This is a genomic window from Candidatus Ozemobacteraceae bacterium, assembly GCA_035373905.1.
Classification (GTDB): domain Bacteria; phylum Muiribacteriota; class Ozemobacteria; order Ozemobacterales; family Ozemobacteraceae; genus MWAR01.
Genome location: DAOSOK010000004.1, coordinates 163,375 through 190,079, shown reverse-complemented (window position 1 = coordinate 190,079; position 26,705 = coordinate 163,375). Strand labels below are relative to the sequence as shown.

The window sequence follows — 26,705 nt, the reverse complement described above, 5'->3', positions numbered from 1 at the left end:
CGGAACGGTTTCCGCAACGTTTTCCCCTTTCACGGGCATGCCGGTCGCGTGCGGCGAATTCCTTGACAGGCCGGAAACCGGGTGACTATACTGACAGACTGTCTGTATACCAAACGCCGCGCGCGTCAGGAGAGGTGTTCATGAGCAGCAACTTCGAAAACAGGCTGGCCCTCAATCCCGCTCTCATTATCGGTCTCGGGGGCACCGGCAAGCGCGTCCTCATGAAGTTCAAGGAGGCGTTCCTCAACAGCCCGCAGATCCGCGAAGCGTTCCGCCACGCCGCTGACCCGCGCCCGACCCTTCCCGATTTCATCGATCTCTTCTGCATCGACACCGATTTGTTCGACGCCAAGGCGCACGAAAAGGTCGAAGGCGCGAAGCTGAAGGAAGAAGAATATCACCAGATCAACATCCAGAACGCCAACCAAATCACCGGCAACCTTGACACCGACACCTACGGGTATCTCAACGAATGGTTCCCGGCGAAGCTGAAGCACCACCTCGGCCAGATCAGCCAGGGCGCGCACCAGTTCCGGTTCACCGGTCGGTTCGGCCTGTTCGTCGACATCCAGCGCATCTACCAGCAACTCAAGGCCAAGATCAGCCGCATCATCGCGCGCAAGAACGTGAACCAGGACGACCAGATCGTGCCGCTGACGAACAAGCAGGGCCAGATCCTGACCCCCGAGTTCTATGTCGTCGGCTCGCTGTGCGGCGGTTCGGGAGCCGGCATGTTCATGGACATCGCCTACCTGTTGAAGATGGCGTATTACCAGCTGTCCGGCGGCAAAGGCAAGCCGAGCATGGTCGGCATCCAGCTCACGCCCGAGGCCTTCACCCAGATCGCGATCGACCCGAACGTGAACGCGACGGGCCGGCTCGAGGCCAACGGATATGCCTCGCTCGTCGAAGCCTTCTATTTCATGAACAAGGAAAAGTTCCCGCCGACCAAGAGCGCGAAGGATATCCTGACCCAGGATCGCCGGAACAAGCTGATGGTGAATTACGGGCCGGTCGGCAAGAGCCACGACGCCACGACGTTCGGCTCCACCTGCGAGGAAACGCCGTTCGACCAGCTGTATCTGCTCGGCACCAGCAGCCTGGACGACATCGCGACCTACGATACGATCGCCGCCGAGTTCGTGTTCACGAAGCTCGCCACGAACCTGCGCCAGGCACAGAACTCGATGCTCGACAACGCATCGCAGGTGCTCGGCCAGCTCAGTTCCGACCTCGAGGGGAAGCAGCTCAAGTGCCTCAGCACCGCCGGCTACAAGAGCTTCTACTACCCGCTCGACGTGATCATGGATCTGTATACCTACAAACTTTCGATGGACGTGACGCGCTGGCTCAAACTGTCGAGCGACAACATCACGATCGACGGCATGGTGAGCGAGTTCGCCGAGTCGAATCCCGACAAGCTCGATCTGACGCCGGACGGCGTGTTCGCGCTTTCCAAAAAGCTGATTCCGCGGGCCCAGTATTGGGACAACCCGCAGTTCCACACGATGCGCACCGAGGCGCAGCAGCAGCCGGGCGAGTCGGCCAGCGCCTACATCCTGCGCAAGATCGACGAGATGGACCGGGTCAAGGTCAAGAAAGACGAGATCAAGGGCCGCGTCCGCGTCGAGTTCGAGAAGGCCGCGATCGAAGGCGGCAAGGTGCTGAAGGCGAAGATCATCGAGATCATCGACAACCCCGACCAGGGCGCCCTGATCGCGATCGACTTTCTGACCGCGTTCGAGAAGTATCTCCAGCGCTTCCCGCGCGACGTCCTGGGCCGCAAGGATGAAGACCTGCGTAACCGGCAGCTGAAAGAACAGCGCGAGTATGTCGCGGCCCGCGACGCGCTTTCCAACCGGCTGAACTCGATGTTCGGGCTCGGCGGCAAGTTCCTCGAGCTGGGCACGCTGCTCTCGGTCTCGAACATCCGCGAAGAGTTTGCAAAGCTCGAGAAAGAGGCGCAGGAAGCGGTCGAGATGGAATACGAGCGGTTCTGCCTCTCGTGCGCCTCCGACTTTTTGAAATACCTCGGCACTCAGGCGCAGAACCTGCGCAAGCAGGTCGAGGAGTTCGGCCGCAAGCTCGACGCCGTATCCAAGAACGGCATGATCGAGCGCAGCTACGAGTCGTGCCTCGACAAGATCAAGCCGTATTCGCGCGTTCAGGCCTACGTGCGCACGTTCATCTTCGAGGAGCGCGACGTGGAGCCGTTCTACAAGTATCTGCTCGGCGATTTGTCGAACAACGACATCGAGAAGGAGTTCCTGGTCTCGATCGACCTCGAAAAGAACTGGGACGCCTACACGAACCCGCAGAGCGACTCGCTCGAGAACGATATCGTGAAGTATTGCCGCGGCCTCATCGGGAAGCGCATGCTGGGTGGCATCGAGGAGTTCATCCACTGGAAGGACTCTGCGAAGCCCGGTTTCAAGAAGAGCCTGATCGAGAGCCTGATGAACCAGTCGGCGCCGCTGATGACGATCAACGACCGGGGCAACAACCAGCCGACCCGCATGAACATCGTGACTCTGGGCATCGCCGAGGAGCACAGCAAGCTGGCCGAGGAGATCCGCGAAAGCCTACGCAAGGGCGAGATCGGCATCACGATCGCCCCGACGCGCAACCGCTTCGAGATCAGCCTGCTGCAGACGTTGCACGGCATGTGCCCCTACAACCTCAGCGCGATCACCCAATGGCAGGCGCTGTATCGGAAGAATAACGCCAAGATCAACTGTCACGCGCTGCTGACGAACGACGCCTATCCGGTTCTCTGGTCGAGCTACGGGCTGATTCCCGCGAAGACGCTGGAAAACCTGTACATGGTCTACGTACTGTTGCGGTACGAAATGCACGCCGACCTGGCGAAGTCCGTGCATGGCATCGAGTATAACCCCGAGCTCGTCCAGTTCGAGCTGCATTACCAGCAGGAGAAGCCGGTTCCGATGGGCCGGACAATCACCGAACTGTTCGATTACCTGAAGAACAACACGATGGGCATCTACCTCATCAACACCGTCTACAAGGAAGGCTGGCTCACCCTGCCGCTGCCCCAGCAGAACGCGATCATCAAAAAATACGTACCGTTATTCACCGACAAGGTCAAACAGTTGGAAGCCGGGGTCGAGCAGGAGATCCGGACGAACCATGAGGTGTCGGCGGCCAGCGACGAACTGTTGTCGATCAAGCGCGGCATCCTGCGCGTCCTAACGGACATCCAGGAGCAGCACGAGGCGATTTTCAGCCAGCGGCCGTCGGGGATGGCGGCGCAGGCGGGACTGCCGAAAGCCTGACAAGGAGCCGAATGCAATGGTCGAAGTCAATCCCGGAAAAACCGAAATCAAGATCCAGTCAGGGTGGCTGATCTTCACGAGCGTCGCGGCGATCATCTTCGCCCTGGTGTTCCACTTCGGCGCGCCCACCGGAACGCAGGCGATCATCGCCTGGTCGCTGGTCGCGGCGGCGCTCGTAGCCGACTGGTGGTTCTTCCACGCCCCCGGCCTGATGATGATCGTCCTTGCCGGCGTGCTGGCCGGCCTGGCGTATCATTTCCATCTCTACTGATCGGCCATGGTCGAAGTCGCACCGCGAACCGGGGAGATCAGGATCAACCCCTGGCGCTTCATCGCGTTTCTGGCTTTTCTTGCGCTGATCGCAGGCGCGACGCTCTGGTCGATGTATTCCTCGTCCTGGGGCGCCAGCAACCCGTTTGCCGAGTGGCTGCGGAAGTATCTTTCCGTGGTGAACCGGTTCCGGCCGAATGCCAAGCCCGAAGACAACCTGGCCTCCGCTCTCAGGCTGCACGGCATCGAGAAACTCGGCGAGAAACGGTATGCCGTGCTCTTCACGGTGACCGACAAGAATGGCGACCCGCTGACGACGGTGAACCCGGCCGACGTCGAGGTCCAGCTCGGCGACAAGCCCGCTTCCCGGCAGCGCGCGATCGTCGACCGCGTCGCGCCGCTGCACCTGATGAACCAGCCCGAACCGGTCTCGTTCTCCGGCGTGATGGACTACTCGGGCAGCATGTTCCCTGAAGACATCTCGGCGATCGAGTCGAACTACTCGACGTTCCTGAACGCGATGGTCATGCCCTTCTCAGGATCGATCATCAAATTCAATAACACCGTCAATACCATGACCGACCTCACGGCGAACAAGGGCGACATCGAAAAAGCCGTCAAGCACGCCGTTCCGCTCGAGAACACGGCGCTCTACTCGGGCATCGACAAGGGCATCTCGACCGTCCAGGCCCGTCGCTGGATGCGGTTTCTGCTGCTGACGACGGACGGCAACGACAACTCGTCCTCGCACACGCTCGACGAGGTGCTCCTGCGCTCGCGCCAGCATTTCGTCTCCTGCTTCACCCTCGGGTTCGGCTGGCTGAACGTCGACATCCTCAAGCGCATCGCCGAGGAGACGGACGGCTACTACGTCTACGTGCCTGACAGCGGCGAGCTTCGCACGTGGTTCCCGAAGATCTCGAAGATCGTCAACAACGTGCAGGTGGCCGAAGTTGCCCTGCCGGCCGATCTGAGCCTTCCCCTGTCGGTTTCGATGACGGTGAACGCGAACGGCACCCGCCTCCAGCGCAGCCGCTAAACGGCGGGAACGTCGGGAATGATGAGGAGGCACGAGACCGCGACGGAATCTGCGCCTCTTTCCGCCGAAGGGAAGACCGCGGCAGCGGCCTCGCTCCTGAAGCACGCCGACCTGCTCGCGCGGTGGTGCGAGTCCGCGCTGGAGTCGGTCAGATCGCATCCGAAGCAGTTCGGAGACATCGACGTTGCCGGCCTCGAGTTCGGCGTCACCTTCCTCCGCCGGCGTCTCATTCCGCACGTCGCGACCGGCGGCACTTTGCCTCCCGTGGCGATCCTGTGCGGAGGAACGAACACCGGCAAATCCACACTGATCAATACAATAGCAGGCTATATAGTATCTCCCTCCGGCTGCACGGCAAGTTTCACGAAGAGGCTCGTCGGAGCCGGCCGGGAAGAGGATCTGAAGGCGGTCACGGCCGCTCATGCAGGCTTTCATCTCGTTCCCACCTCCGAGCTTTCCGCCCCCGCTCCTCGCAGGCACGCTCTTTACGCCGATCACGATCCGGACTGGCCGCAGGATCTTCCGATCATTCTCGATTCTCCCGACATCGACAGTTCGGATCCGAAATGTCGCGCCGCGGCGCGGCTCGGCCTGGGGTTCGCCGACCTCGTGGTCTGGGTCACCACCCAGCAGAAATACGAGGACGAGAGAGGCATCAGCTTCCTCGACGAGGCGATGCAACTGCTTCCGCGACGGATCGACGTTTTCAACCAGTATCTTTCCCAGCACGCGGCGGCGCTTGATGATCTGACGCGACGATACGGCGAGAGATGGCCGGCTCACAAGAGAGCGGTGCTTGCCATCAAGCTGCAGAAAACGACCGATCATGGCCTTCTGCCGGCGGAAGCCGTGAAGGAACTCAGGCGGCATCTCGCGGATGCGGCGGCCGAGGCGCCCGCCCGGCGGATCGAGTCGCTGGAACACGGTCTGGGGAACGCGAAGACGGCGCTCACGGAATCGGCCCGGCATATTCTCGCGCGACAGGAGGAGTGCGAGGAGATGCTTCACGAGTTCAGGCAGCGGATCGAGCGGTCGCTGAAACAGCCGATCCGCGAGTTCGCCGGCCATGCGGGGTATTTCGAGCTTCAGGACGCACTCGTGAGGGTGCTTCAGCCCCGTCTGAAAACCTCCTTCGGGGATCTGGTGAGCGACATCAGCCGGAAGGCCGGCGGTGCATATTCGAAGTTTCGCAGCATCATTTTCGGAAGCTCGCCTGTTCAGGGCCCCGTCGATCCGATCGCCGAGCGTGACCGGCGCGATCTCGAAGAGACGGCGAAGCTCATCGAGGCGGCGCGCGCAGACCTGCTCGATCGGAGTCGCGCCGCGGCGCAGAGCGGAAAGGCTCTGGCGAGCCGCTTGCATGGCGAGCTTCGTCTGCTCGACTGGCCCGACCCGGCGGCCCTGCGCGAGCGTCTCAGAGAACATCTTGCGGAGCGCGGTCGGACGCAGATGCAGCCGGTGATCGACAAGTTCGAACACGATCTCGCCGATTTTTGCGACAGCAACCCCGAGGTCATCGCGACAATGCGGGCGGTCATTCCGGGATTCTCCGCACTGACGGGCTTCGCCGCCGCAGTCATCGCGATCAAGACGGCGGTCATTCTTCCCGGCGTCACGGAGTATCTGCTGGGGCCAATCGGCCTGCCGGTGTATGAGCGGCTCGCGAGCTGGCTTCCCGGCAACCTGCTGCATTTCGTCGATCAGGTGTCGCTCTCGCGGGAGCCGTTCATGTCACGGGCGTATGACGCCTTCGAAAAGACGCGCCGGGCGGTCTTCCTCGAGCCCGTTGAATGGCTCACCAGGCCGGTCGAACAACTGTTCCTGCCGGTCACGCTCGACCGCGGAGACGTTTCTCTGTTGCTGGAGCAGATCCGGACCGACTGGGAGTCCGTCCGGACCGAGTGGGAGGCTATTTCGACCAGGTCGTCCTGAGGGCGAGCTCCTCCTCGGTGACCCAGCCTTTCTCCGTTTTTCCGTCAGGGCCCGGAACCGACTCGACATGCAGGGTGTCGCCGACGATTTCGAGAACGCGGATCTCAGAACCCGCTTTGATCTTGTACCGGCGCGGTTTGAAAAGGAAGTTCTTCTTCAGGACATTGTGCTCGTCACCCCGGCGCTGATAGACGTACAGATCGGTCTTCGTCCGATAGACGGCCGTGCGGTCGGGCTCCTCCTGTTTCACCTTGTCCGTGGCCGGCGCCGGTTTCGACGGTTCAGGCGCCGGTTTCGCCGCGTCGGGGACCGCGACTTTCGTGCCGCACTTCGAACAGAACTTCACGTCGTCGAGAAGCTTCTGACCGCATCCCGAGCAGTAAGCCGCCCAGGCGGGAAGCGCGCCGATCATGCAGAAACAGACCAGCAGAAATAATTTTCTCATCTTCGATCCTCCATCTCTTGGGTGCGGGGTCTTCCCCTGCTTCAAGTCTATACCTGACATTCCAAAAAGAAAAGCGGCGTCACTCAAGGGCATGCACATGAGTCTCCGTTCGAATTCAGCAGAAAAGAACGTGAATCACAGAGAAGAAACCGAGAATTTCATTTTCTCTGTGAAATCTCTGTATCCTTCGTATTCTCCGTGATTCAGCGGTTGTGAATTCCGACATCGAACACCAGGGTCGGGGAAGCTATTCCCACGGGGCGGAACAGGTCGGGGCGGGCAACGACCCAGGCGTGCTCGGGCGGAAAAGGGGGGAAAAAGACGAGGGTGTCGATCCGGCGTTCCGAGAGGCGACGGAGCCAGGCTTCAAGGTCGGCTTTCGCGGCGACGGCGGTCGGATCGTCGTATTCGACGATCGAGCCGTCCGTCGTGATCGGGACGTAGGTCAGGTCGTTCTGGAGCTTTCGGCCGAGAAGGGGCGCCCAGTACCATTTATAGCCCTGGTCGTTGTACCATCCCGTGGAAAAGGCGATCCGGCGAGGGGTCGCCGGGTCGTCGCAAAGGGCCCAGGCGGGCGCGATATCGCGATCGGGGCCGTGGGCCTCGTACGCGGCGACATACTGGCACTGCCTCATGCGCCCTTCGATCTGCGGCAGGAGGGAGAGAGCCACACAACCTAGGGCCAGGGCCGCCACGAGACAATTCGTTTCCGGCCAGCGCATTCGGGGAAGGCGTCGAACCGGCAGGAGCGCCGCCGCGAAGGGAGTGGCGAGCAGGAACAGGTCGAATGCGCGGAAACCGGTCGAAAACTGTTCCGGCAAACCGATGGCGACGGCTGTCGCGCCCATCAGCAGGACGAGCGAGAGCACGTTCGAGCGCGCTTCCGCGCGCCAGCGTTCGAACGAGAGGACGCCGAGCAGGGCGAGGACGGCCGTCATGATACTGATCAACCGGGCATTGATGCTTGCGTACGAGACGTGGAACTTCCACATGCCCGAACCGAGCAGACCAGCGGCAGAGCCTGCCAGCAGCAGGAAAACGAAGATGCAGAAGCCCCGCCGGCCGTTCTTCCAGAGATACGCCAGGCCGGCGGGCGCCACGACGGCGAGCACCAGGCAGGCCGGGCCGAACGACATGGGGCCGAAGCCGAAATACCATCGAACAAGATATAGAATCTGATCCGGCAGGGTTGCGCCGGGCATCATGAGATCGGCGGCATGATTGATCCGGGCGAGGTATGAGGCCCATTCCGCGCTTCCTGGAAACAGCGGTATTCCCGGAAGACTCAACGGCAGAGGCCAGGTCGGGGAGCCGTGGGCGAGATACATGCGCAGGTAGTGGGGAAGGCCGGCCAGGGCCGCGGGGATCGCTGCGAAAAGCCACCGGTCAGGGCTCAGGCGTATCGGCGCCGGGGCGAAGCAGAGCAGGAACAGCATGCCGATGGCAGCCGTCGCGCCTGCCAGGCCGAACACCTTGATCGCGAGCGCGTTTCCGAACGCGGCGCCGCAGAGAAACAGGGCAGCCCGGGAGCGCGTCTCCCAGGCTTCGAGGAAGAACAGTATTCCGCCGAGAAGCGCCCCGAGCAGCATAATATCGACGTAGGTCGTCGCGAGGAACGCGAACACGGCCGGCATGAATCCGACAATCGCGGCCGGGATCGCGGCCCGGCGGGCGGGGAGGCCGAGGCAGCGCCCCAGTTCGTAGAGGGCGGCCATCGTGAGTCCCCAGGCCGGAAATGCAGCGAGGCCGGCCACCAGGTCGCCATGGAACGGCAGCATCAGCCAGGCGATCATCCCCTCGCCCGCCGCCGGATAGAAGCGGTATTTGATCCCCCAGGGGCCGGGCGAATCGATATCGAACCAGCCTCCCGTCCGGACAAAGTTCCCGGCAAAGAGGTCGTGATAGGAAAGCGAATCGAACGAGATCGAGAGGTTCAGCGCGCCCCGGACCGCCGCGACACCCGCGGCGGCGATGCAGAACAGGACGAGCCTGCGCGCCGGGCCCGCGAGAGCCTGGTCGATGCGCGTGCGAAGGTTCTCCACATCGGCGCGAAGCAGAGCTGCGAGGGAAACGTCATCCCGGGGGAATCGGCCCCGGACGAAGGCGACGAATGTCGCACACGCGCCGGTAAAGCCGATGACGAACTGCAATCGGAACGCATGCCCCTGCGCAAGGCATTGAAACAGGCAGATCTGGAACCACTGTCCGGCTACGACCGCCCCGACCCAGCGCCGGGCTGTGGAGCCGCGCGGGAGGAGCCACGCGGCCGAGCCGTATGCCGCATATCCGAGTAAGCCAAACAGCAGGAGCGCAAGAATCGAATTTATTATATCACTCATTATATATTATACCGCTTATCTGCCTTCACTTTTCCACATTCCATCCGCACATTCGCACGTGGGGCAGACGTTCCACGCGCGAGGCTCATCTCGAAGCGCCGTCGATGGCGGCGCGGAAGCGGATCATTCCGATCCCCAGACCGAGGAAGAGCAGGGCCACCCCCACGAACAGCAGGATGAACCAGGTGTGAATTCCGCGTTCGAGAAGGGCTTCCTGCGGGCGGTCCGGGTTGTAATACACCGTGACACGGGTTCCGACGGCATAGCTCGCCACGACGGACTCGGCCCATTTTCTGTCTCCGGAAGAGGTCTGCAGGCTGGATATTTCTTCACCCTCGTACGGTTGCGAGGCGGTGCCGACGCGGTAGACATATCGCACATGCGGGGAATACAGCTGATAGGTGTGATCATCCTTCCACTCGCTCCGCTCGCCGACCCAGCTTTTAACGATCGTTCCCGGCGCCGACGGCCAGGAGAGAGCGGCGTGGTCCCGCGCCACGAAATATCCGACCATGGCGCCGCCGAAAACGCCCGTCAGCAGGAAAAACACCGCCATCTGCACGGCCAGGCCCCGCCGGGACGGAGAAAATCCTCGAACATATCTCGCCTTTCCCATCATTTCCAATCCTTCTCCATATTCACCACGCGAAATACCATCGTCGGGGAAGCCGGGCCCTCCGGCACGAACAGGTCGGGGTGGGCAACCACCCAGGCATGCTCGGGCGGGTATGGGGGAAAAAGAACGACGGTATCGATCTTCTGTTCCACAAGTCGCCGGCGCCACGCACCGAAATCAGCTTCCTTCAGTATTTTATCTGCATCATTATATTCTATGATTCCGCCGTCTCTTGTAATCGGCACATAGGTGAGATGGTTCTGGAGATTGCGCCCCATGAGAAATGCGGAATACCATTTATAGCCGAGCATGCCATCCCAGCCTGTCGAGAAAGCGATCCGACGTGGTTTCGCAGGATCATCGCAGAAAACCCACGCCGAAGAAATTGTCCGATCCATCTCATGCGCTTCGAACGCGTTCATCAACTGCACCGGGCGAAGCTTTTCCTTCAGCGGCGAAAGGATCGCAAGACCGAAGGTGACCGCCAATACGGCAGCAATCAGAGATGTACGATCGACCGCAATCATCGGAGGGGCGGGAACGACCGGGAAACAAGCCATGCAGACAGGCATTGCCAGCAGGAATATATCGAGTCCGAAATACCCCGTCGACCAGGTGACGGGGAACGTGACAAGCAAGCCGAGAATTCCCAGAACGGCAATCGCCGTCAGCCCACGTGATCGAGCGTCATCAGCCCAGCGTTCGAGAGCGATCACACCCAGGAGTATGAGAAGCGCAGACGGATAGACGTTCAGGCGAGCGTTCACACTCGCAAAGATGACATGAAACTTCCACATTCCGGCACCGGCAAGACCGGCTGACGAAGCCGCGAGCATCAGGCCCGTGAACGCGGCAAATCCCCTGCTCCAACAGTTCCAAACCCTCCAAAGACCGATCGGCGCAAGAAATGCGCAGACGAGGGCGATCGGCCCGATTGACACAGGGCCGAATCCGAAAAACCATCTGGCGAGCCAGCCGATCTCGTATGGTAGAGAACCGCCCGAAATCTGGCGGTCGGCGACGACCGCCAGATACGCAAGCATCTCGGCAAACGCGCGGCTTCCGGCAAAGAGCGGAATGCCGGGCAACCCGAGGGGAAGCGGCCAGGTCGGCGAGCCGAATCGAATATACAGGTCGATATAATGCGGGAGTCCCGTAACAGCCGTCGTACTGGCGACCAGAAGCGCCGGCATGATGCGCCGCGAAAGAAGCGACCGTCCTGAAAGCATCGCAAGGGCGCCGATCGCACCGCCAAGAGCGAAAATTTTCACGGACAGCGCAGCACCCATGGCCGTTCCGCACAACACATGGGCCCCACGCCCCCCCGTCTGCCAGGCTTGCAGAAAAAACAGCGTGCCGGCGAGGAGCAGGCCGAGAAGAGGAATATCGACATAGGTGGTGGCGACGAAGGCGAACACGGCGGGCATGAAGCCAACCAGACAGGCTGGAATGACGGCCCGACGCGGCGGCAGGCCGAGATTGCGGCCAAGTTCATACAGCGCGGTCATCGTCAGGATCCAGGATGGGAAGCACGTCAGGCCAGCCAGCAGATCACCGTGGAACGGGAGCATGAGCCACGCTGTAAGAATCTCTCCTCCTGTCGGATAGAAGCGGTATTTTACCCCCCATGTTCCGGGCATGTCGATGTCGAACCAGCCTCCGCTGCGGACGAAACCACCTGCAAATATCATATGATATGTAAGCGAGTCGGTGACGACGGGAAGGTTGATGACGGCCCGGATGAACGCAACGGCGGCGGCGGCGGCAAGAGCCTGAACGAGACGCCGTGCCGGGCATGCGAGGGCCTGTCCGACGCGGTTCCTGAGGTTTTGCAGATCATCCTGCAGGTGCATTCGCAGCGAGAATCCGGATCGGGGGCGCACCATCCGGACCAGCGCCGTCACTCCCGCGAACAGAGCGACGGCGGCAAGCGCAGGAATCGGCCGGAATGCCGAGACGTGCGCCAGGATGCGGAAGATGCCGAGTTGAACGGCGTGTCCGATGACGATCGTCGCCGACCAGCGGCGGGCCGTCGAGCCGGCTGGAAGCAGCCAGGCGGCCGTGCCATAGGAGGCGGAAGAAAGGAGAAAAAAGATCAGAAACGCCACACAGGCCTCCAACAGCGGAGACTGTGAAAGAATTTGACCGGTCATGAAATGACGTCCTGAGCGTTCATGTGAAAACCGGAGCAACCCCGGATCCTCGAGCATCGGGGCGACCGATGCGGCGATCATAGCACGGTCAGCCGGAGAATTGCACGGAGAGGAAACGTGGGGTATGCTCGTCGATGTATGCACACGACGCTTCCCGCACCTACGCCCCATGCCGCCCAGGACCTTCGAGCGCTGATCGCGGCGTCGAAGGCGCTCTGGGGCCGCCCTCTTCCGGCCGACGAGGCGGAGGCGGAGCGGCAGATCGGCATTCTCGAGAAACGCGAGAAAAGCGTCTGCGACTGTCTGCTGGCGGTCATCGCGGGCGGCACCAACGTCGGCAAGACGACGCTGATCAACGCCCTCGCCGGCGGGAATATCTGCGAAACCTCGGCGAAAGCCTGTTCCACCGAACAAGCCGCCCTGTATGTGCACAAAAACCGTCTCGCAACGGCGAAATCCCTTCTGCACGGGGTTCTGCCGCCCGACGAACTGATCGTCACGCATGAGCGCGAAGAACTCGCGCACCTGATTCTCGTCGACACCCCCGACCTCGACGGCATCAAGGAAGCGAACAGGACCACGTTCGCCAGGCTCCTCGAACTCGCCGACCTCGTCCTGGTCGTCGTCACCGCCCAGAAATACGACTCGGAAGCTCTCTTCACGGTCCTCACCGAGTCGATGGGCTTCAGGCGCGCCGTCATCGTCCTGAACCGGCTCGACGAGGGCATGAAGACGCAGAACGAGCTGGACACCATCGTCGCGGACCTTCGCACGAAAATCGGCGCCCTGGCGCTCAAAACGCCTCTCGACGAAGAACTTCCCGTCTTCCGCATCTCGGCGAGATACGCACTGTTCGCGAAGACCGGCCAGGGAGTCGGCCCCCGCTGGGACTTCCCCAAGCTCGAGGAGTATCTCCGCAAAAGGCTCGATGCAACGGTTGCCAAACGCATCAGCGCCGAGAATCAAGCCGGGCGCGCATTGGAAACCATCGCCCGGATCGAAACGGCGTGCAATCTGGCTTCGGCACGGCAGGCCGCTTCCAGTCTGCGAAGCTGGAAGGACACGTTTCTCCGGGAAAGCCGCGAGAAACTGCGGGAAGCGGCACGCGCCGCCGTGGGCAACCTTGCACCCGAGCTTGCGCGGCGCCGCGAGTCGGCCGCCGCCGGGCGGCTCGGCGGACCGTTCGGGGCCTACGTGCGGGCCTCGCTCGCGGTCTCCATGCTGGCGATGCGATTCCAGAGCATCGTCGCATCGCCGTTCGGCGACCCCGTCACGCCGCTGGCCAAGCATCTGGCCACCGTTGCCGGGGCGACGGCCGATGAACTCCTGGCGAGCGGCCGGCGGCAGGTCGTCGAAACGCTCGATCGCGCCGGTCTCGATCCACGGCCGGCCGCTGCGCGCATCGACGCATCTCCCGCGCGCCGAATCACAACGGAGCAGCTCGCCGACAGCGTGCGCCGGTTCCTCGACGAGCCTCGGCCCGGCCGCATCGCGACGCTGCTGCTCAACGCGCTTCCGCTCACAATCATCCTTCTGCTGGTCAGGTATTTTCTGACGGCCCTCCTGACGGCCCACGACCCGGCCGCCGGCATGTTCATCGGCGGGGGCCTGCTGTTCTGGCTCGTCTGCCATCTCCAGGCGGGCTTCTGGCTCGCGCGCCAGGCGGGCACCCTTGACGACCTGACGGACGCGGTCGAACGGGAGTTCTCGAACGAGCTTCACCGCCGCCTGACCGAACCGCTGGGCCGCTGGGCCGACGAGGTCGAGTCGCTCCGCGCCTGATTTGCTCTCAAGCGTGGTTCCGCCCTATAATGCCATCCAGATAACGCCCCGGAGGCCGAAACATGATGTCCGCTTTCCGTACACCTACCCCCGCTTCCCGCACGCTCCACCCGCACCGCCGGCTGCTCCGCCCCGTCCTGGCGCTGCTGCTGTTCGCCCTTCTCTTCGCCGGCTTCACGGCGCGGGCATCGGATATCGATTTCGGCCTTCCTCTGTTCAACCTCGAGGAGATCCGCCTCGAAAAGACGAAGGCACCGGATTTCAATCTTTCGCTGCTCAAGAAGTATCTCTCGGAACATCAGAAGAACCCCCTCGCCCAGCTTCACGCCATGGCCCAGTGGGTGACGCTGATGAAGATGTCGGACACTCCGCGCACGGCCGAGCTCGAAAAGCTTGTTCTCAAGCAGATCGCCACCGAAAAATTCAGCGACGAGAACAAGGAGGAGGGCCTCCGGTATCTCTTCCTCAAAGGCCTCCTGACCGCTGCCGACAAGGAACCCGACCCGAAGAACGCCCGCGACCATGCGTTCGAAGAACTCCTCCTGAAAGCGGAAGAGCCGTTCGAGCGCACCCCCGAGTATCACCTGATCAAAGGCATTCTGTTCCAGTTGCTCCGAACCCGGCCCAACAACTACTTCGGGCCAATGAAACCCTTCGAGGACCTCAAGCGCGCCGCCGCCCTCGCCCCATCCGACCCGCACTATTACTACGTTCTTGGCCAGGCCTTCCGCCTGTTGGGAAGCGAGGAGCCGTCGCTGTTCCTTGCGATCGCCTCGTTCGAGAAGGCCTCGTCGCTCGCGCCCGGCAACCCCAAGCTCCAGAACACCCTTTTGGGCATCTACATGGGGCTCCACGAGGGCTACAAGAGCCAGGCGAAGGACGAGCCGTTCTGGCTCCAGGAGGCGGTGTACAAGAAAATTCTCACCCTCTCGCCGAACAATCCGCACGCCCTGAACAATCTGGGCTTCCTGTACGCGGAATACGGCGTCCACCGGGAACTCGCCCAGTCGCTGGTCCAGCGAGCCGTCGACCAGATGCCCGACAACCCGGGATTCCGCGACAGCCTTGGCTGGGCCGCTTTCAAGAACAGCCAGACGGAAAAGGCGATCCAGGAGCTCGAGAAGGCCGTCGCGATGTCACCCGACACGTATGAGCCGCATTACCACCTCGGCACGGTGTATTACGTCTCGAAGCAGTATGAGAAGGCGATTCCGATCTACGAGAAGGCGATCGCTCTTCGGCCGACCTCGGCCGAAGCGTTGAATAACTATGCCTATCTTTTGACCGAACTCGACCGCGACCTCGACAAGGCGGAGAAAATGGCCGCCCGCGCCGTCAAGATCGAGCCCAACAACGCTTCGTATCTCGACACCTACGGATGGGCGCTGTTCAAGCAGGGAAATGCCAGCGAAGGCCTCCGGCTGCTTCAGAGGGCCGCCGCCCTGGCGCCCGACGTCGGCGAGATCCTGATGCACCTCGGCAAGGTCCATCTCCAGATGGCCCAGTTCGAGATAGCGATCGAGTATTTCCGGCAGGCGATCAAGGCCGATCCCTACCTCGAAAACATGCAGCGCGACCTGTATCTCGCGATCGTCCTGCGCGCGCAGTACCGCGCCGTGGCCGAGTATCACGGCCAGTTCGGCGCCAAGGCGTCGCCGGTGCACCTGAACCGCATCCTCCTCCAGCTCGTCCGCATCTTCCAGGAAGAGGGAATGTTCGACCGGGCCATCGAGATGACGCGCCTCTGCGAGCGCCTCAAGCGCGGAAACGTCGACCTGTCGAAGCCCCTGTTCGACTACTACACGATCGAACTCGCGACCGCGACCGAAGCCGTGACGGCCACGCCCACCGAGAGCCTCCCCCAGGCAACTGGTGAAGATAGTTCCTCCGAAGAGAACATCATCTTCCAGGAGCCGGATGACCTCGACAGCATGGAACCCGGCGTCGAAGGGGCGGAAGCCTCGGAAACGGCGGTCGCCGAGGGAGCGGACGGCGGCCTCGAGCCCGTATTTCCCGACGTTGCTCCTGTTCCGCTCGCCCTGAATGTCGGCCCGGCCGCCACATCGCTCGCTGCCGACAAGCTTCTCGCCTTTCCCGAGTTCGGCAAGCTGTCTATTTCCCTGTTCGTCAAACGACTGAGAAAACCCGGAGCAAATTCCATCCTGATGATCGAGTATCCCGGCCTGAAGGATCGCAAGGCCCTCATCGCCGCCGGCCACCATCTCTCCCTCATCGGGTGCCGCATTTCATCGGAAACGGTATCGATCGCGGGCTTCCCGGCTCTCCGCACCAACCTGCTCCACAGGCCGCTCTGGCTGATTCACGCGGGAAACGCCCTGCTGCTCGGAACGGGGAGCGAACCTTCCGAGAAAGAACTTCCTCTGCTCCTGGGCATGTTCCCCTACAAGGCGGATGCCCTGTCGGGAATCTTCATCGACTGGCGCCTCTGGGAAGCTGAAATCCCGCTTTTCCTCCGGGCATGGGTGAAGAATCCGATTCGCCCCTTTCTGGCGCTGTATGCCCGTCATCGGCTCGAAGGCGACAACGTCACCGAGGTGCTGCAGCAGCTCCCCTCGGGGCCGGTGCAGCAGAAGCAGATGAAGGAAATCGCGGACCAGTTGTTCGAGTTCAAGCGGAAGATGCTCGAATGGAGTATTCCCGTCGAGGTCAGGGTCAGCGCCAACGACGGCTGCGTCGAGATGGAAGCCACGTTCGGCAGGCTCATTCCCCGGGTCCGCGACCTGATCGAATCGTACAAGCCCCTCGTGTGGTTCCTTCAGCCGCGCTTCCAGGCTTTGAAATGTTTCGCTCGCAGGTTTTTCTTCGGCCGCACGCCTGCGGACCTCGCGAAGATCTGCCCCGACGGCGGAACGGTGACCATCGATGGACCGTCCGGCATGCTGCTCTGCACGAAACATCCGGCGAGTGGTCTGTTCCCGATGCTCGCCGGCGGTCCCGAGCGATGCCTCTACACCCGGGAGCGTCTCGAGGGCATCATCTCGATGATCACGTCCCAGGTGAAACCCGGCTTTCAGAAAGAGGGGTTGATAAATAAGATTCTGATGATATACAATATGAGTTCCTGCCCAGCCGGCGGGAAGTATACGCTGAACGCGGACGGCTCGATCGGGTGCAGCGTGCACCCGGCCCCGACCGGCCGTAATCCATAATCGAAGGCATCAGGAGGAACCCGCATGCCGGCCATCAACATCCAGGACACCATTCTCCAGGTACTGAAGAAGCGCGCTGAACCCGTCAAAATCTTCCTGATGAAGGGCTTCCAGATTCAAGGAACGGTTCTCGATTTCGATACGTTCGTTATCCTGCTCGAAGCCGAAGGCAAGCGGCAGTTGATCTATAAGCACGCCGTTTCCACCATCCAGTTGCCTGACGATTTCGTGATGCCCCACGCGGAGGCCTGATCTCTTCCGGCATGATCGCCCGGAATCAAACCCGTATTGTGGTGAAAACACCCCGGTGTGGTATGCACCGGGGTGTTTTCTTCCTCGGCCGGGCTTCCCGCGCTGAGCAGGATTTGCACACCACCGACGCAGGAGTGTTGATTTTTTTTGCATCATCCCCTGCAACAGGCCGCCAATGACCACATTTTTGGCACTTTTCCCCAAAAAACACATGGCACAAGGCTTGCTTTCTATATATGTGAGCACTGAACGATCTTTCGTCAGTTGTCTTCAATCATTCCTTTCCTTGATTGAGCTGCATGCAAATGCAGCTTTTTTTTTGCCCGTCATAATCCATGGTATACATGAATATCTGAACGAACGGATGGATCGGTTCATGTGCAACATGTTCACTCGCTTTCGCCCCTTTCTCACGATGTGCCGGATCGCCTTGATTGTTCTTCTGGCGACGGTCGCCCCGACGGCCGAAGGCCTCTCGATTCCGGCCCTCTGCTACCATCAGGTCAGGCCTGGCGCGAACGGACAGTTCGAACTGACCCCGGAGGCGTTCCGCGAACAACTCGGCATCCTGAAGGCCCAGGGCTATCAAAGCCTCTCGTCGGCCGAACTGCTGGCCATTCTCGCCTCAGGCACGGTTCCGGCGAAGCGTTCGATCGTGCTTTCCTTCGATGACGGGTATGCCTCGGTCTATGATTACGCCTTCCCGATCATGAAGGAAATGGGCTTCACCGGCATCGCCTGCATCTACCCGCGGTTCATCGGGGCCGGCAACGCGATGTCCTGGGACCAGCTCCGCGAACTGGCCTCCGCGGGCTGGTCGATCGAGTCGCACTCGATGAGCCACGCGAACCTCGCGACCGGACACGGCACGCCGGCGTATGCGAAGATGCTCGAACTCGAGATCAAGGGTTCCCGCACCCTGCTCGAGAAACAGCTCGGCCTCCCCGTGAAATTCATGGTCTGGCCCTACGGCATCTACACCGAACAGGCTGAGCAGGTCGCGCGCGACGCCGGGTATGCCGGCGCGATGACCGTCGACGGCGGCGCAAATTACGCCGGCCTCGACCCGTTCCGCGTCAAGCGCCAGGTGGTGTATCGCAGCGATACCCGGGAAAAGTTCCTGATCCGGCTCGGCATGGCCTCAATCGAGGTGACCGACCAGCAGCCGCGGCCGGGCGAGGTGCTCTCCGCCCTCGCGACGGTCAGCTGCCGGCTGCCGGCTCTCGCCGACTACTCGCCCGAAACCCACGTCCTGAACGTGAAAGCCACGGACGGCAGCCTCGAGTTCCGGTTCGATCCGGCAACGCGGACCGTGCATGCCCGGCCGAAGGGCGCCCTCAAGCCGGGCCACCGGTTCATCGACGTTTACCTGCGCGACAAGCGCACCGGCATCACCGCGCAACACGGCTGGCTGTTCACCCTGCAGTGATGAGCGATCGGAAAAGCCCGGAGTTATCGCACGATCCTCCGCCGCCCCGCATCGATCCGTTCTGGATCATCCTCGCTCTTCCACTGGCTGCCGTCGTTCTGGCCTGCGTTCTTCATCCGGAATACGTACGCCCCATGGGACCGAGAGGCAACCGTGCCGTGACGGATCTTCTCGTCATTTCCCTGGGAGCACTTGGAATCTATAGCATCTCGTATTGCACCTGGTTCAGCGCGCTGCTCAGCATGAGCTCGATGACCGGGAGACAATCTGATGATACCCAGGCGGGATGCGCCGTCCAGATGATTCGCGCCGCCTGCGTTCTGACGCTGTATCTTCTCGCTTTTTCGGCACTGACCGGTCGAATGGCCCCCTGAACAAGGGGCGTAACGTCAGAACGAGTCGAAGGCGTCTTTCGAGATCGTCGATTCGGAATAGGTCAGCAGGTTGAAGGCTTCGGGCATCTCTTCGGTGCGGTAATCGGCCGAATACAGGCTCGTATCCCACAGGCGGCGGCGGAGAACGGCGTCGCCCGTGTATTTTCCGTCGATGAAGTAGCGGGGCTCGGTGCTCGCGAGCCGGATTTCCGAGCCGTAGACGCGCTGGATGAGGAAGCGAGGCTTTTTCAGATACTGCACGATCCCGTCGCTCTCGCCGCCGGGCGCGTTGCCGATCTCGTCGAACACCTTCGGGAGCGCCATGCCGACGCGCCATTTCGAGGCCCGCCGGGTCGAACTGACCAGCATCGCGTTGATCGTGATCTCCGGCGGCCACAGGCCGTCGGTCGGGCTTTTCTTCGCCTCGTCGAACAAAAACGCCAGCATCGACATGACCCCGCAGTCCGCGGACGGCTTCGCGAACTCTTCTTTCATGGCCTGGAGCATCGCCTGGTCGACGATGTCCCGGATCTCGGAGGGGTCGATCAGGCCGTCGTCGCGGCAGTCTTCGACGATCTTCGTGATCAGCTTTTTCCGCTCGACCTCGTCACGGATGCCGAAGTGCGGTTTTCCGTCGTCGCTGCCGGAGGGCGTGAACAGGGCGATCAGGTCCTCCATCTGGGGCGCGGCAAGGGGCCCGAACGGGTCGGCGCTGGTGTTCTGGCAAAGCCAGGCGATCGCCGCGAAGAAGGGAATCGGGACGCCGGTGTTGGGGTCCGGGATCCCTTCCCCGATGATGCTTTTGGGCTTCCCGTCGGCGGGGCAGAAGTTTTCCCGCAGCAGTTTCTCCTGCTCGGCGTTCACGGGATGGAGCGCGAGGCCGATCGCGAGCCGGAGGGCGGCCGCCGCCTCGTTCCTGGCGAACAGCGTCGGCCTCGACGTATCGATCAGCACGCGTTCCCGCGACATGACCAGGGCGTTGACCTTGTGATTATCGCCTCCCGACGGGGTCTTTCCGTTCATCAGCTTCGTTTTATAGTCTTGATAATACAAATCGGGGTAATCCTGCGGCGTGGCCGGGTTCTGGTTGAAATCACCGGCGATCACGACGTCTTTCTCGCAGCAGATCGTCACAGGCCTGTCGGGGCAACCCCAAATGCGCAGCGGCACCTTCGAATAGATGATGTATTTCCTGCCGCGCATTTTCGAGAGCGGCCCCGGGTCGTCGCACCCCTTGGGCGGCGGCGCCTGGGAGCTGTCCGTGCCGGAGGCGATCACGCCGACGTTGTAGCCGCCAAAATCCATCTCGTAGTAGTTCGACTTTTTGTCATAGGGGTTTTTCCAGGTGCTGAGCGGGAAGGTCTTCTCGTCGACGACCAGGCCGCCGCTCTTGAGCTCGGCCGCCTCATTTTTGATGCGCTCCATCTGCAGGTGCGTCAACTTGATCGGGTGCGCCCCGTGAGCCCCGTCGAGCACGTAGCCGTCCCAGGGCTTGAACTTCGAGAACGCCATCGAGTCGTTCGTGCGATCGATCGTCGTCTTCTTCTTGTCGACGAAGGTCACCTCGGTCGGCACGATCGAGCGGATCATGCCCGGCGTCTCGATCTTCTCCATCTCGGTCAGAACGCTTCCGCGATCGGCGCCCCCCGTCGTGTTCAGCACGATCCACTGGTAGCCGTACACCCTGCCGCGGCGCAGCTCGTTCGGCCTGTCGACGTAGGGGCCGTATGCCGTGTCGAGCATCTCGCCGTCGAACAGGATATGTTCGGCGGTCGGGAACCGGCGCTCGATGAGCCCGGTGATGCGGCGGTATGAGTTGTTTTCGGCCTTGGCGTCGGCCCCGGCCCGGGCGACCACGTCGTACTGGACGTAGATATTCTGTTCCTCGAGCGTGTCGGTGTCCCTGAAGCCCTTCGAGCCGCGGAACGGGGCGCACTTCAGCTTGAACTCGCCGAGCGGGGTCCGCCCCGTGTAGACGCCGGCGGAGATCCCGTCGAGATCGATTTCGCCGACTTCGCCGATGCCGCTCGCCCGGCTTTTGACGGGCGACTTCCAGCCCTTCTCCAGGTCCTTCAGCTTTCCGTCGTAATACCAATGAGTATAATACGTTCTATTATAATTGAGCTCGGCGATGACGCAGTTGAGCCCCGCCTCGGCGATCGTGGTCGCGACGTAGTCGCGCGCCGACTTCGACCGGAGCGTCTCGGCGCCCGAGCGGAGGCGCCCAATCGTGACGAAGAACAACGCCATCAGCAGAATCAGGATGGCAACGATCAGGAGGCCGGACCCGGCACGCGTTCTGAGGTTCACGGGTGCCTCCAGATTTCCTTGCCCCGTTTGTAGAAGCAGGTCTGCATCGGGAACCGAAACACCTCGCCGCGCTCGCCGCCCATACGCGTCCGCTCGAGAGTGACGCGCAGGTGCACCACGTCGTTTCCCGTGCCCTGGACCGATGCCGACTGCGGCTGGACGAGCCGGTCGCCGAGGGCGTCGACGTTGTGGGGCGGGAGGGGTTTCCTGATGGTCCGGAAGACGACCAGGTCGCGGACGTCGTCGCAGATAACGTGCCGTTGGGTCGATTCGCCGGACCGCCCATGTTCATCGATGGACTCGATACGCACGAGTCGGAATCTGGGAACCGAGGGCTCGAGGGGGTTGGGGTTGTCCTCGAGCTCGTAGACGATCGTGCGTCTTACGGCGATCTGACCGAGGCTGTCTTCGCGATCGAGCGTCGGGTCCTGTTCTTCCTTGGCGATGCGCATCAGGAGGCCGGCCTTGGTGGCGAGCGTCCGGGCATCCTCGAGGCGGATCGGCGCGGGTTCGTCGATACGGGTCGACTCGCGCACATCGTTTCCCATGAAGGCCAGGATTTTCCGGAAATCGTCGTTCACCTTGATCTCCTCGAGCGACTGGCGGACCATGCGGGTCTGCTGGAAAAACACCTTGTACGAGGCGAAGAGAATCAGGGAGACGAGGAACAGAACGATCAACAACTCCACGAAGGTGAAGGCCTTCGCGGTTCTCATCGCCTGCGGTGTTCCGGCTGCGCTCACGGTCGCCTCAGTTCAGATCGGATATAGCTGTAGATATAACATACGGATCGGGCTCCTCGCCCTCCGGCGTCTTCCACTTGACGGTCACCTTGACAAACTTGATCTTGAGCGGCGTGCCGAGGGGGCCGCCCGGAGAGGGGACGCCCGTCACTTCGACCTTCCGCTCGTAGGTGCTGCCGCCGGCCTTGAACACGGGCTCGTACAGATCTGCAACCCCGCCCGGGGCCCCGGAGGTGTTGAAGTCGGTCTCGGCGCTGAATTCACCGGCATCCTCGTCGTCAAGCGTGCCGAAGGGAACCGCCCGGAGGCCGTCGATCGCCTGCTGAGCGAGCCCGATCGCGGTTTCGTAATCCTTCACTTTGCGGGTCTGCCGCATGCCCATCGAGAAGACGATGCCCAGCGAAAACAGGATCGACAGCAGGAGAATCGTGATGAGAATCTCGGGCAAGGTAAACGCCCGGCGTTCCCCGCCGTTCAGCCGACCGAAACCTGGAGATCGTCTCACACGCCCCTCACAAATCTGGGATTCATTGTCAGCAGACATTTCAAGGATATCATGGTTCCCCTTCATACGCCAGAGAAGGTCTGCAGCGACTCCAAGAACATCGCCGATGAGAGCGCCGAACGAACACCCTTGCATTTTACTAGATTATTGCTTATTATGTTTATATTATAAATAAACATTCATCGGAGTTGTCGCATGAGCAATATCAACGAACTATTCTGGAACGCCTCGCTCACGGAGATCAAACAGGGATACGTCTACCGGGAGACGGATGAAGCATACACCTGCCTGATCTGCGGAAAGCGCTTTGCCTGCGGTATCATCCATCCCATGAACGGGACGCTGTATGAGTCGCGCAAGGCTGTCGAACGGCATATCGTCGACGGTCACGGCTCGGTGTTCGCATTTCTGCTGCCGCTCGAAAAGAAGCTGACCGGATTGACCGATCATCAGAAGAACCTCCTGGAATCCTTTCATGCGGGCAGAAGCGACGCAGATACGGCAAAGGCATTGGGCACAAGCACGTCGACGATCCGGAACCATCGTTTTCAGCTACGCGAGAGGCAGAAGCAGGCGAAAATATTTCTCGCCCTGATGGAGCTTCTGCAGGAAAAGAACCGGTCGCACGGCGACTTCATCACGATTCCACGGACGGCCCGCCAGGTCGACGAGCGGTTCGCCATCACCGAACAGGAGAACGCGGATATTCTCAGGGAGTATTTTCCGCAAGGGCCCGAAGGGCCTCTCCGAAACCTTCCTGTCAAAGAAAAACGGCGAGTCGCGATCCTCAGGCATCTCGTCGCGTTTTTCGACCCTGAAGTCAGATATACGGAACAACAGGTCAACGAGATCCTCAAGCGGTTTCATCCCGACTGCGCGATGCTGCGCAGGAATCTCATCGAGTACGGCTTTCTCGACCGCGTTGCCGACGGGAGCGCCTACTGGGTCAAAATGGCATGAAAGAGGACATCATGGACGCTCAAAAACGCAAGGAACTGAAGAAAGTCGCGAAAGAAGCGGTTCCGGCCATGGGAATCTACCGGATCACGAATACCGTCACCGGCAGATGCCTGCTCGGATCGAGCATGAACCTGGGCGGCACCGCCAACAGCTACCAGCACAAGATCGAGTTTTTCAGCCATCACGATGCACGGCTGAAAGTCGACCTGGAACGTTGCGGCATGGCGGCCTTCACGTTCGAGGTGCTCGAAACGATCGATCCTGCCGGCCTCGCCCCGGCCGAACGGGCCGAGGCCGTGCGAGAGCTCGAGAAAAAGTGGCGGGCGGAGTTTTCCACGAATGGCGGAACCGGCTACGACACCCCGGGAAACCCGGCGACCTCCTGATCAGGTCGGGCGGCCGACGGACGACATATAGACGACGCTCTCGAGGTTCCCGTCGAGACCGAGCAGGGCGTTCACCTCGTCGTCGAAGAGGGCGGCCATCTGGCAGGTGCCGAGGCCGAGCGAGGTCGCCGCGACCGCGAGGGCGTGGGCGACGTGCCCCGCGTCGAGATAGACGTAGCGGTAACTGCGCTGGCCGTATTTCCAGACGGTTCTCCCGAAGACGGCCGACCAGACGAACACGACGGGGGCCTCTCGGCACTGGTTCTGCTCGAGGGCGGCATGGGCGAGGGCATCCCCGAACCGCCCATCGGCAAGCCGCTCGAGGGAATGGGTGCGAACCGAGTAGTGGTACACGCCGGTTTCGAGACCGTCGACCGCGTTGACGACCACGTAGGTCTCGATCGGGTACAGCCCGCCCGCCGACGGCACCGTGCGACGCAGGAGTCCCGATTCGCGGCCACGCGCCCCGCCCGACGCCCAAAGCAGGAAGGAAAGCTGGGCGATCGTGATCGGCTTCGGCGCGTATGCGCGCACGCTGCGCCGTTTCTGAAATGCCTGTTTCAGCGAACAGGGTCTGACGCCGCCGGGTTCGGGCAAGGCGACGACGGGCTTGTCAGGATATTCCTTGAAGGGGGCCGGCATCTTCGAAAATTCCGGCGCACCGCGCATGGCCTCTCTGCGATACTTCGTCTCGCACTGGAACGCCTCTCCGATGTGCTCTTTCATCATCCTCACCTCGATCACACACAATACTATATTTTCATATATTGTCTCAGAAGTTAGACCGACAATCAATGGTACACTTCCGGATGGATCCTGTCAAAAGCCTCCCAGGAGGCAGTGGGAGCGGTGGATCTCGCTCCGCCCGGTTTCGCAGCCGGCAGGATGCGCATGCCCCCGTCAGGGGCGTCCGTAGAGGGAATCGAGTTCGGCGGCGGTCATCAACCCGGCGGCCCCGCCGCTCTCGCCGATCTTCCAGCCCGCGTAATACACGGCGCGAGCCAGGGCGGCGGAGGCGTCACCGTATCGCAGCCATCCGTCGAGAAACGCCGCGAAGAGGGCGTCGCCAGCTCCGATCGTGTTGACGACGGGACGCGGCGTGACGGCCGGGACGCGTTTCGGGGGCCGACCGCGCTCGGCGAGAAGAGCGCCCTCGCTTCCGAGACCGATCACGAGGAAGCGCGCGGGGAACCGTCCGAGGAGCTCCGGCGCGAACGCCTCGGGCGGGCAGGAAAGCCCTTCGTGGCTCATGAACAGGATGTCCGCCTTTTCGAGCCAGTCGCGGTTGTACTCGTCTTCGAGCGAGCCCAGCGCATGAAGATCCGCCGCGATCATCTTCCCGAGCTTTTTCGCCTCGCACAACAGCGGCCGCGCAAAGTTGATGTTGCACAAAACCGCGATCCCGGCGTCCCGCACGGCGGCAGCGAATCGATCGACGGGAAACGTCTGCTCCTGCATCTTCCGGAGGTCGAGGTTGATCTGCCGCCTGCCCACGCCATCGACGAGGATCGTCGAATGCGCGGTTCCTCCGTCGCTGGAGATGATATCGACGTCGTCGATGCCGGCGGCGCGGATTTCCTCCCGACAGATGCGGCCGGCGGGATCGTCACCGAGGATCGAGAGAAACCGGACGCCGTTTCCGAGCACGTGCAGGGCTCTCGCGACGTTGAAGCCGACCCCGGAACACGTGGCGCGAACGCCGTTTTCGACGTAACGCACCGGAACATACCCGATGGGGAACCCATCCACCCGGACGGTCATTTCGAGATTCGTCAACCCGCACACGAGCAGATTCGGCATAAGACTCTCCACGTAAGGCCCAGATTCGGACGCCGGCGGCATCACCGATACGATACCTCATTCCGGTTGTGAAAAAAATACTATTTGCCAAACCGGCGATTTTCACGTATATTCAAACTAGGTTAGATGAAGCTAATATTTGTTGTGTTGATTAACATTTATATATACATCTAATACTTCAGTTCATCCGAGGAGGCAACCCGATGAGAGCACTTATCGTATCGCTCATCATCTTCACCGTCGCCCTGTTCGTCATCCCCATCGCGAACGCAGGATCGGGATCGTGCGGCGATTGCACGTGCTGCGCACGCTGCGTATCCTCGCCCTCCCCCACCGCGAAAAGTTCCGACTGTCCCGGCGGCGTCTGCGCCGTCGAACCTTCCAAGACCGTCGAGGTGAAACCGCACGCGACGAGCGGTTCGATCATCACCACCGAGGGCCTGAAGGCGCTGCTGTCCTCCGGCGTCCCCCTTCACATCCTTGACGCCCGCAGCGGCAAATACGACGACGGCCGCAGGATCCCCGGCGCGAAGTCGCTGAACGCCGAAAGCAAGGTCAGCACCATTCTCAGGATGCTTCCCGAGAAGGAGGCGCTGATTGTGACATACTGCTCCAATCTCAAATGCCCAGCCAGCGGCAAGCTGTTCGAGCACCTGAAGTCTCTCGGATACAAGAACCTCATCGAGTATCCCGAGGGCATCCAGGGCTGGCTGAGCGCAGGCCACGAGGTCGAAACCATCCGCAGCGAGTGATTCCCTGAACCCCTCCTTCCTCATATTCTCCTCCTGATCAACGAAACCGCGTTTCTCTCCCGGGCTCCGCCCGGGAGTTTTTTTTGCCCGGAATCGCGGCGATGTAACTCTTCCCGGAAATTCCGGTAATATTGCAAGAACGCAGAGCAGAGGAG

General features: G+C 61.5%; 21 protein-coding genes. 12 read left to right on the top strand and 9 right to left on the bottom strand.

Annotation, left to right across the window (positions count from 1 at the left end):
* Positions 1 to 140: 140 nt before the first annotated feature.
* The 4 genes from PLU72_03260 to PLU72_03245 are packed head-to-tail and all read left to right on the top strand — an operon-like array spanning position 141 to position 6,534.
* Positions 141 to 3,293, top strand: a complete 3,153-nt coding sequence (locus tag PLU72_03260; protein ID HOT27182.1) for a tubulin-like doman-containing protein — start codon at positions 141 to 143, stop codon at positions 3,291 to 3,293.
* A gap of 16 nt (positions 3,294 to 3,309) precedes the next feature.
* Entirely contained in the window at positions 3,310 to 3,564 is a 255-nt protein-coding gene (locus PLU72_03255) for a hypothetical protein (GenBank protein ID HOT27181.1), read from the top strand.
* 6 nt (positions 3,565 to 3,570) lie between these two features.
* Positions 3,571 to 4,602 carry a VWA domain-containing protein gene (locus tag PLU72_03250; GenBank protein HOT27180.1) on the top strand — a complete coding sequence of 344 codons (1,032 nt, stop codon included), beginning with the start codon at positions 3,571 to 3,573 and terminating at the stop codon, positions 4,600 to 4,602.
* Positions 4,603 to 4,620: 18 nt separating this feature from the next.
* Positions 4,621 to 6,534, top strand: coding sequence for a hypothetical protein (locus PLU72_03245; GenBank protein ID HOT27179.1), 1,914 nt, complete (start codon positions 4,621 to 4,623; stop codon positions 6,532 to 6,534).
* On the opposite strand, the gene PLU72_03240 is transcribed toward PLU72_03245, so the two are convergent.
* From PLU72_03240 to PLU72_03225, 4 genes are all read right to left on the bottom strand, one after another.
* Positions 6,512 to 6,979: a zinc ribbon domain-containing protein gene (locus tag PLU72_03240; protein HOT27178.1), complete on the bottom strand. Its 468-nt coding sequence runs from the start codon at positions 6,977 to 6,979 to the stop codon at positions 6,512 to 6,514. The genes PLU72_03245 and PLU72_03240 overlap by 23 nt on opposite strands.
* Positions 6,980 to 7,182: 203 nt before the next feature.
* On the bottom strand, positions 7,183 to 9,318 hold the full coding sequence (locus PLU72_03235; protein ID HOT27177.1) for a hypothetical protein: 2,136 nt from the start codon (positions 9,316 to 9,318) through the stop codon (positions 7,183 to 7,185).
* Between the two features lie 85 nt (positions 9,319 to 9,403).
* Positions 9,404 to 9,937, bottom strand: a complete 534-nt coding sequence (locus PLU72_03230) for a DUF3592 domain-containing protein (protein ID HOT27176.1) — start codon at positions 9,935 to 9,937, stop codon at positions 9,404 to 9,406.
* On the bottom strand, positions 9,934 to 12,042 hold the full coding sequence (locus PLU72_03225) for a hypothetical protein (protein ID HOT27175.1): 2,109 nt from the start codon (positions 12,040 to 12,042) through the stop codon (positions 9,934 to 9,936). Before PLU72_03225 ends, PLU72_03230 begins: the two co-directional genes overlap by 4 nt.
* A gap of 183 nt (positions 12,043 to 12,225) precedes the next feature.
* Between PLU72_03225 and PLU72_03220 the strand changes: the two genes are divergently transcribed.
* The 5 genes from PLU72_03220 to PLU72_03200 all read left to right on the top strand — a co-directional run bounded on the left by PLU72_03220 (position 12,226) and on the right by PLU72_03200 (position 19,094).
* Positions 12,226 to 13,869: a 50S ribosome-binding GTPase gene (locus PLU72_03220; protein ID HOT27174.1), complete on the top strand. Its 1,644-nt coding sequence runs from the start codon at positions 12,226 to 12,228 to the stop codon at positions 13,867 to 13,869.
* Between the two features lie 62 nt (positions 13,870 to 13,931).
* Positions 13,932 to 17,039, top strand: a complete 3,108-nt coding sequence (locus PLU72_03215) for a tetratricopeptide repeat protein (GenBank protein HOT27173.1) — start codon at positions 13,932 to 13,934, stop codon at positions 17,037 to 17,039.
* A 24-nt stretch (positions 17,040 to 17,063) separates the two neighbouring features.
* Positions 17,064 to 17,291: an RNA chaperone Hfq gene (gene hfq, locus PLU72_03210; GenBank protein HOT27172.1), complete on the top strand. Its 228-nt coding sequence runs from the start codon at positions 17,064 to 17,066 to the stop codon at positions 17,289 to 17,291.
* A gap of 376 nt (positions 17,292 to 17,667) precedes the next feature.
* On the top strand, positions 17,668 to 18,720 hold the full coding sequence (locus PLU72_03205) for a polysaccharide deacetylase family protein (GenBank protein ID HOT27171.1): 1,053 nt from the start codon (positions 17,668 to 17,670) through the stop codon (positions 18,718 to 18,720).
* Positions 18,720 to 19,094: a hypothetical protein gene (locus PLU72_03200; protein ID HOT27170.1), complete on the top strand. Its 375-nt coding sequence runs from the start codon at positions 18,720 to 18,722 to the stop codon at positions 19,092 to 19,094. Before PLU72_03205 ends, PLU72_03200 begins: the two co-directional genes overlap by 1 nt.
* Positions 19,095 to 19,109: 15 nt before the next feature.
* Here the strand turns inward: PLU72_03200 and PLU72_03195 are convergent, their stop codons facing one another.
* Genes PLU72_03195 through PLU72_03185 form a run of 3 tightly spaced genes read right to left on the bottom strand, consistent with a single transcriptional unit; the run spans position 19,110 to position 22,652 of the window.
* Complete coding sequence (locus tag PLU72_03195) at positions 19,110 to 21,404, bottom strand: hypothetical protein (protein ID HOT27169.1); 2,295 nt, start codon at positions 21,402 to 21,404, stop codon at positions 19,110 to 19,112.
* Positions 21,401 to 22,147 carry a prepilin-type N-terminal cleavage/methylation domain-containing protein gene (locus PLU72_03190; GenBank protein HOT27168.1) on the bottom strand — a complete coding sequence of 249 codons (747 nt, stop codon included), beginning with the start codon at positions 22,145 to 22,147 and terminating at the stop codon, positions 21,401 to 21,403. Before PLU72_03190 ends, PLU72_03195 begins: the two co-directional genes overlap by 4 nt.
* A gap of 7 nt (positions 22,148 to 22,154) precedes the next feature.
* On the bottom strand, positions 22,155 to 22,652 hold the full coding sequence (locus tag PLU72_03185) for a prepilin-type N-terminal cleavage/methylation domain-containing protein (GenBank protein HOT27167.1): 498 nt from the start codon (positions 22,650 to 22,652) through the stop codon (positions 22,155 to 22,157).
* A gap of 195 nt (positions 22,653 to 22,847) precedes the next feature.
* On the opposite strand from PLU72_03185, the gene PLU72_03180 reads away from it, so the two are divergent.
* Together PLU72_03180 and PLU72_03175 are read left to right on the top strand one after the other, a co-directional pair.
* The gene (locus tag PLU72_03180) at positions 22,848 to 23,612 is read left to right on the top strand and encodes a DUF2087 domain-containing protein (GenBank protein ID HOT27166.1); all 765 of its coding nucleotides are present in this window, start codon (positions 22,848 to 22,850) and stop codon (positions 23,610 to 23,612) included.
* Positions 23,613 to 23,623: 11 nt separating this feature from the next.
* Positions 23,624 to 23,998, top strand: a complete 375-nt coding sequence (locus PLU72_03175) for a GIY-YIG nuclease family protein (protein HOT27165.1) — start codon at positions 23,624 to 23,626, stop codon at positions 23,996 to 23,998.
* On the opposite strand, the gene PLU72_03170 is transcribed toward PLU72_03175, so the two are convergent.
* Entirely contained in the window at positions 23,999 to 24,727 is a 729-nt protein-coding gene (locus tag PLU72_03170) for a SagB/ThcOx family dehydrogenase (GenBank protein ID HOT27164.1), read from the bottom strand.
* A 171-nt stretch (positions 24,728 to 24,898) separates the two neighbouring features.
* A complete protein-coding gene (locus tag PLU72_03165) occupies positions 24,899 to 25,798 on the bottom strand; it encodes a carbohydrate kinase family protein (GenBank protein ID HOT27163.1) in 900 nt (299 codons plus the stop codon).
* Between the two features lie 203 nt (positions 25,799 to 26,001).
* Here PLU72_03165 and PLU72_03160 point away from each other — a divergent pair, with 203 nt between their 5' ends.
* Entirely contained in the window at positions 26,002 to 26,550 is a 549-nt protein-coding gene (locus PLU72_03160; GenBank protein ID HOT27162.1) for a rhodanese-like domain-containing protein, read from the top strand.
* Positions 26,551 to 26,705 lie beyond the last annotated feature (155 nt).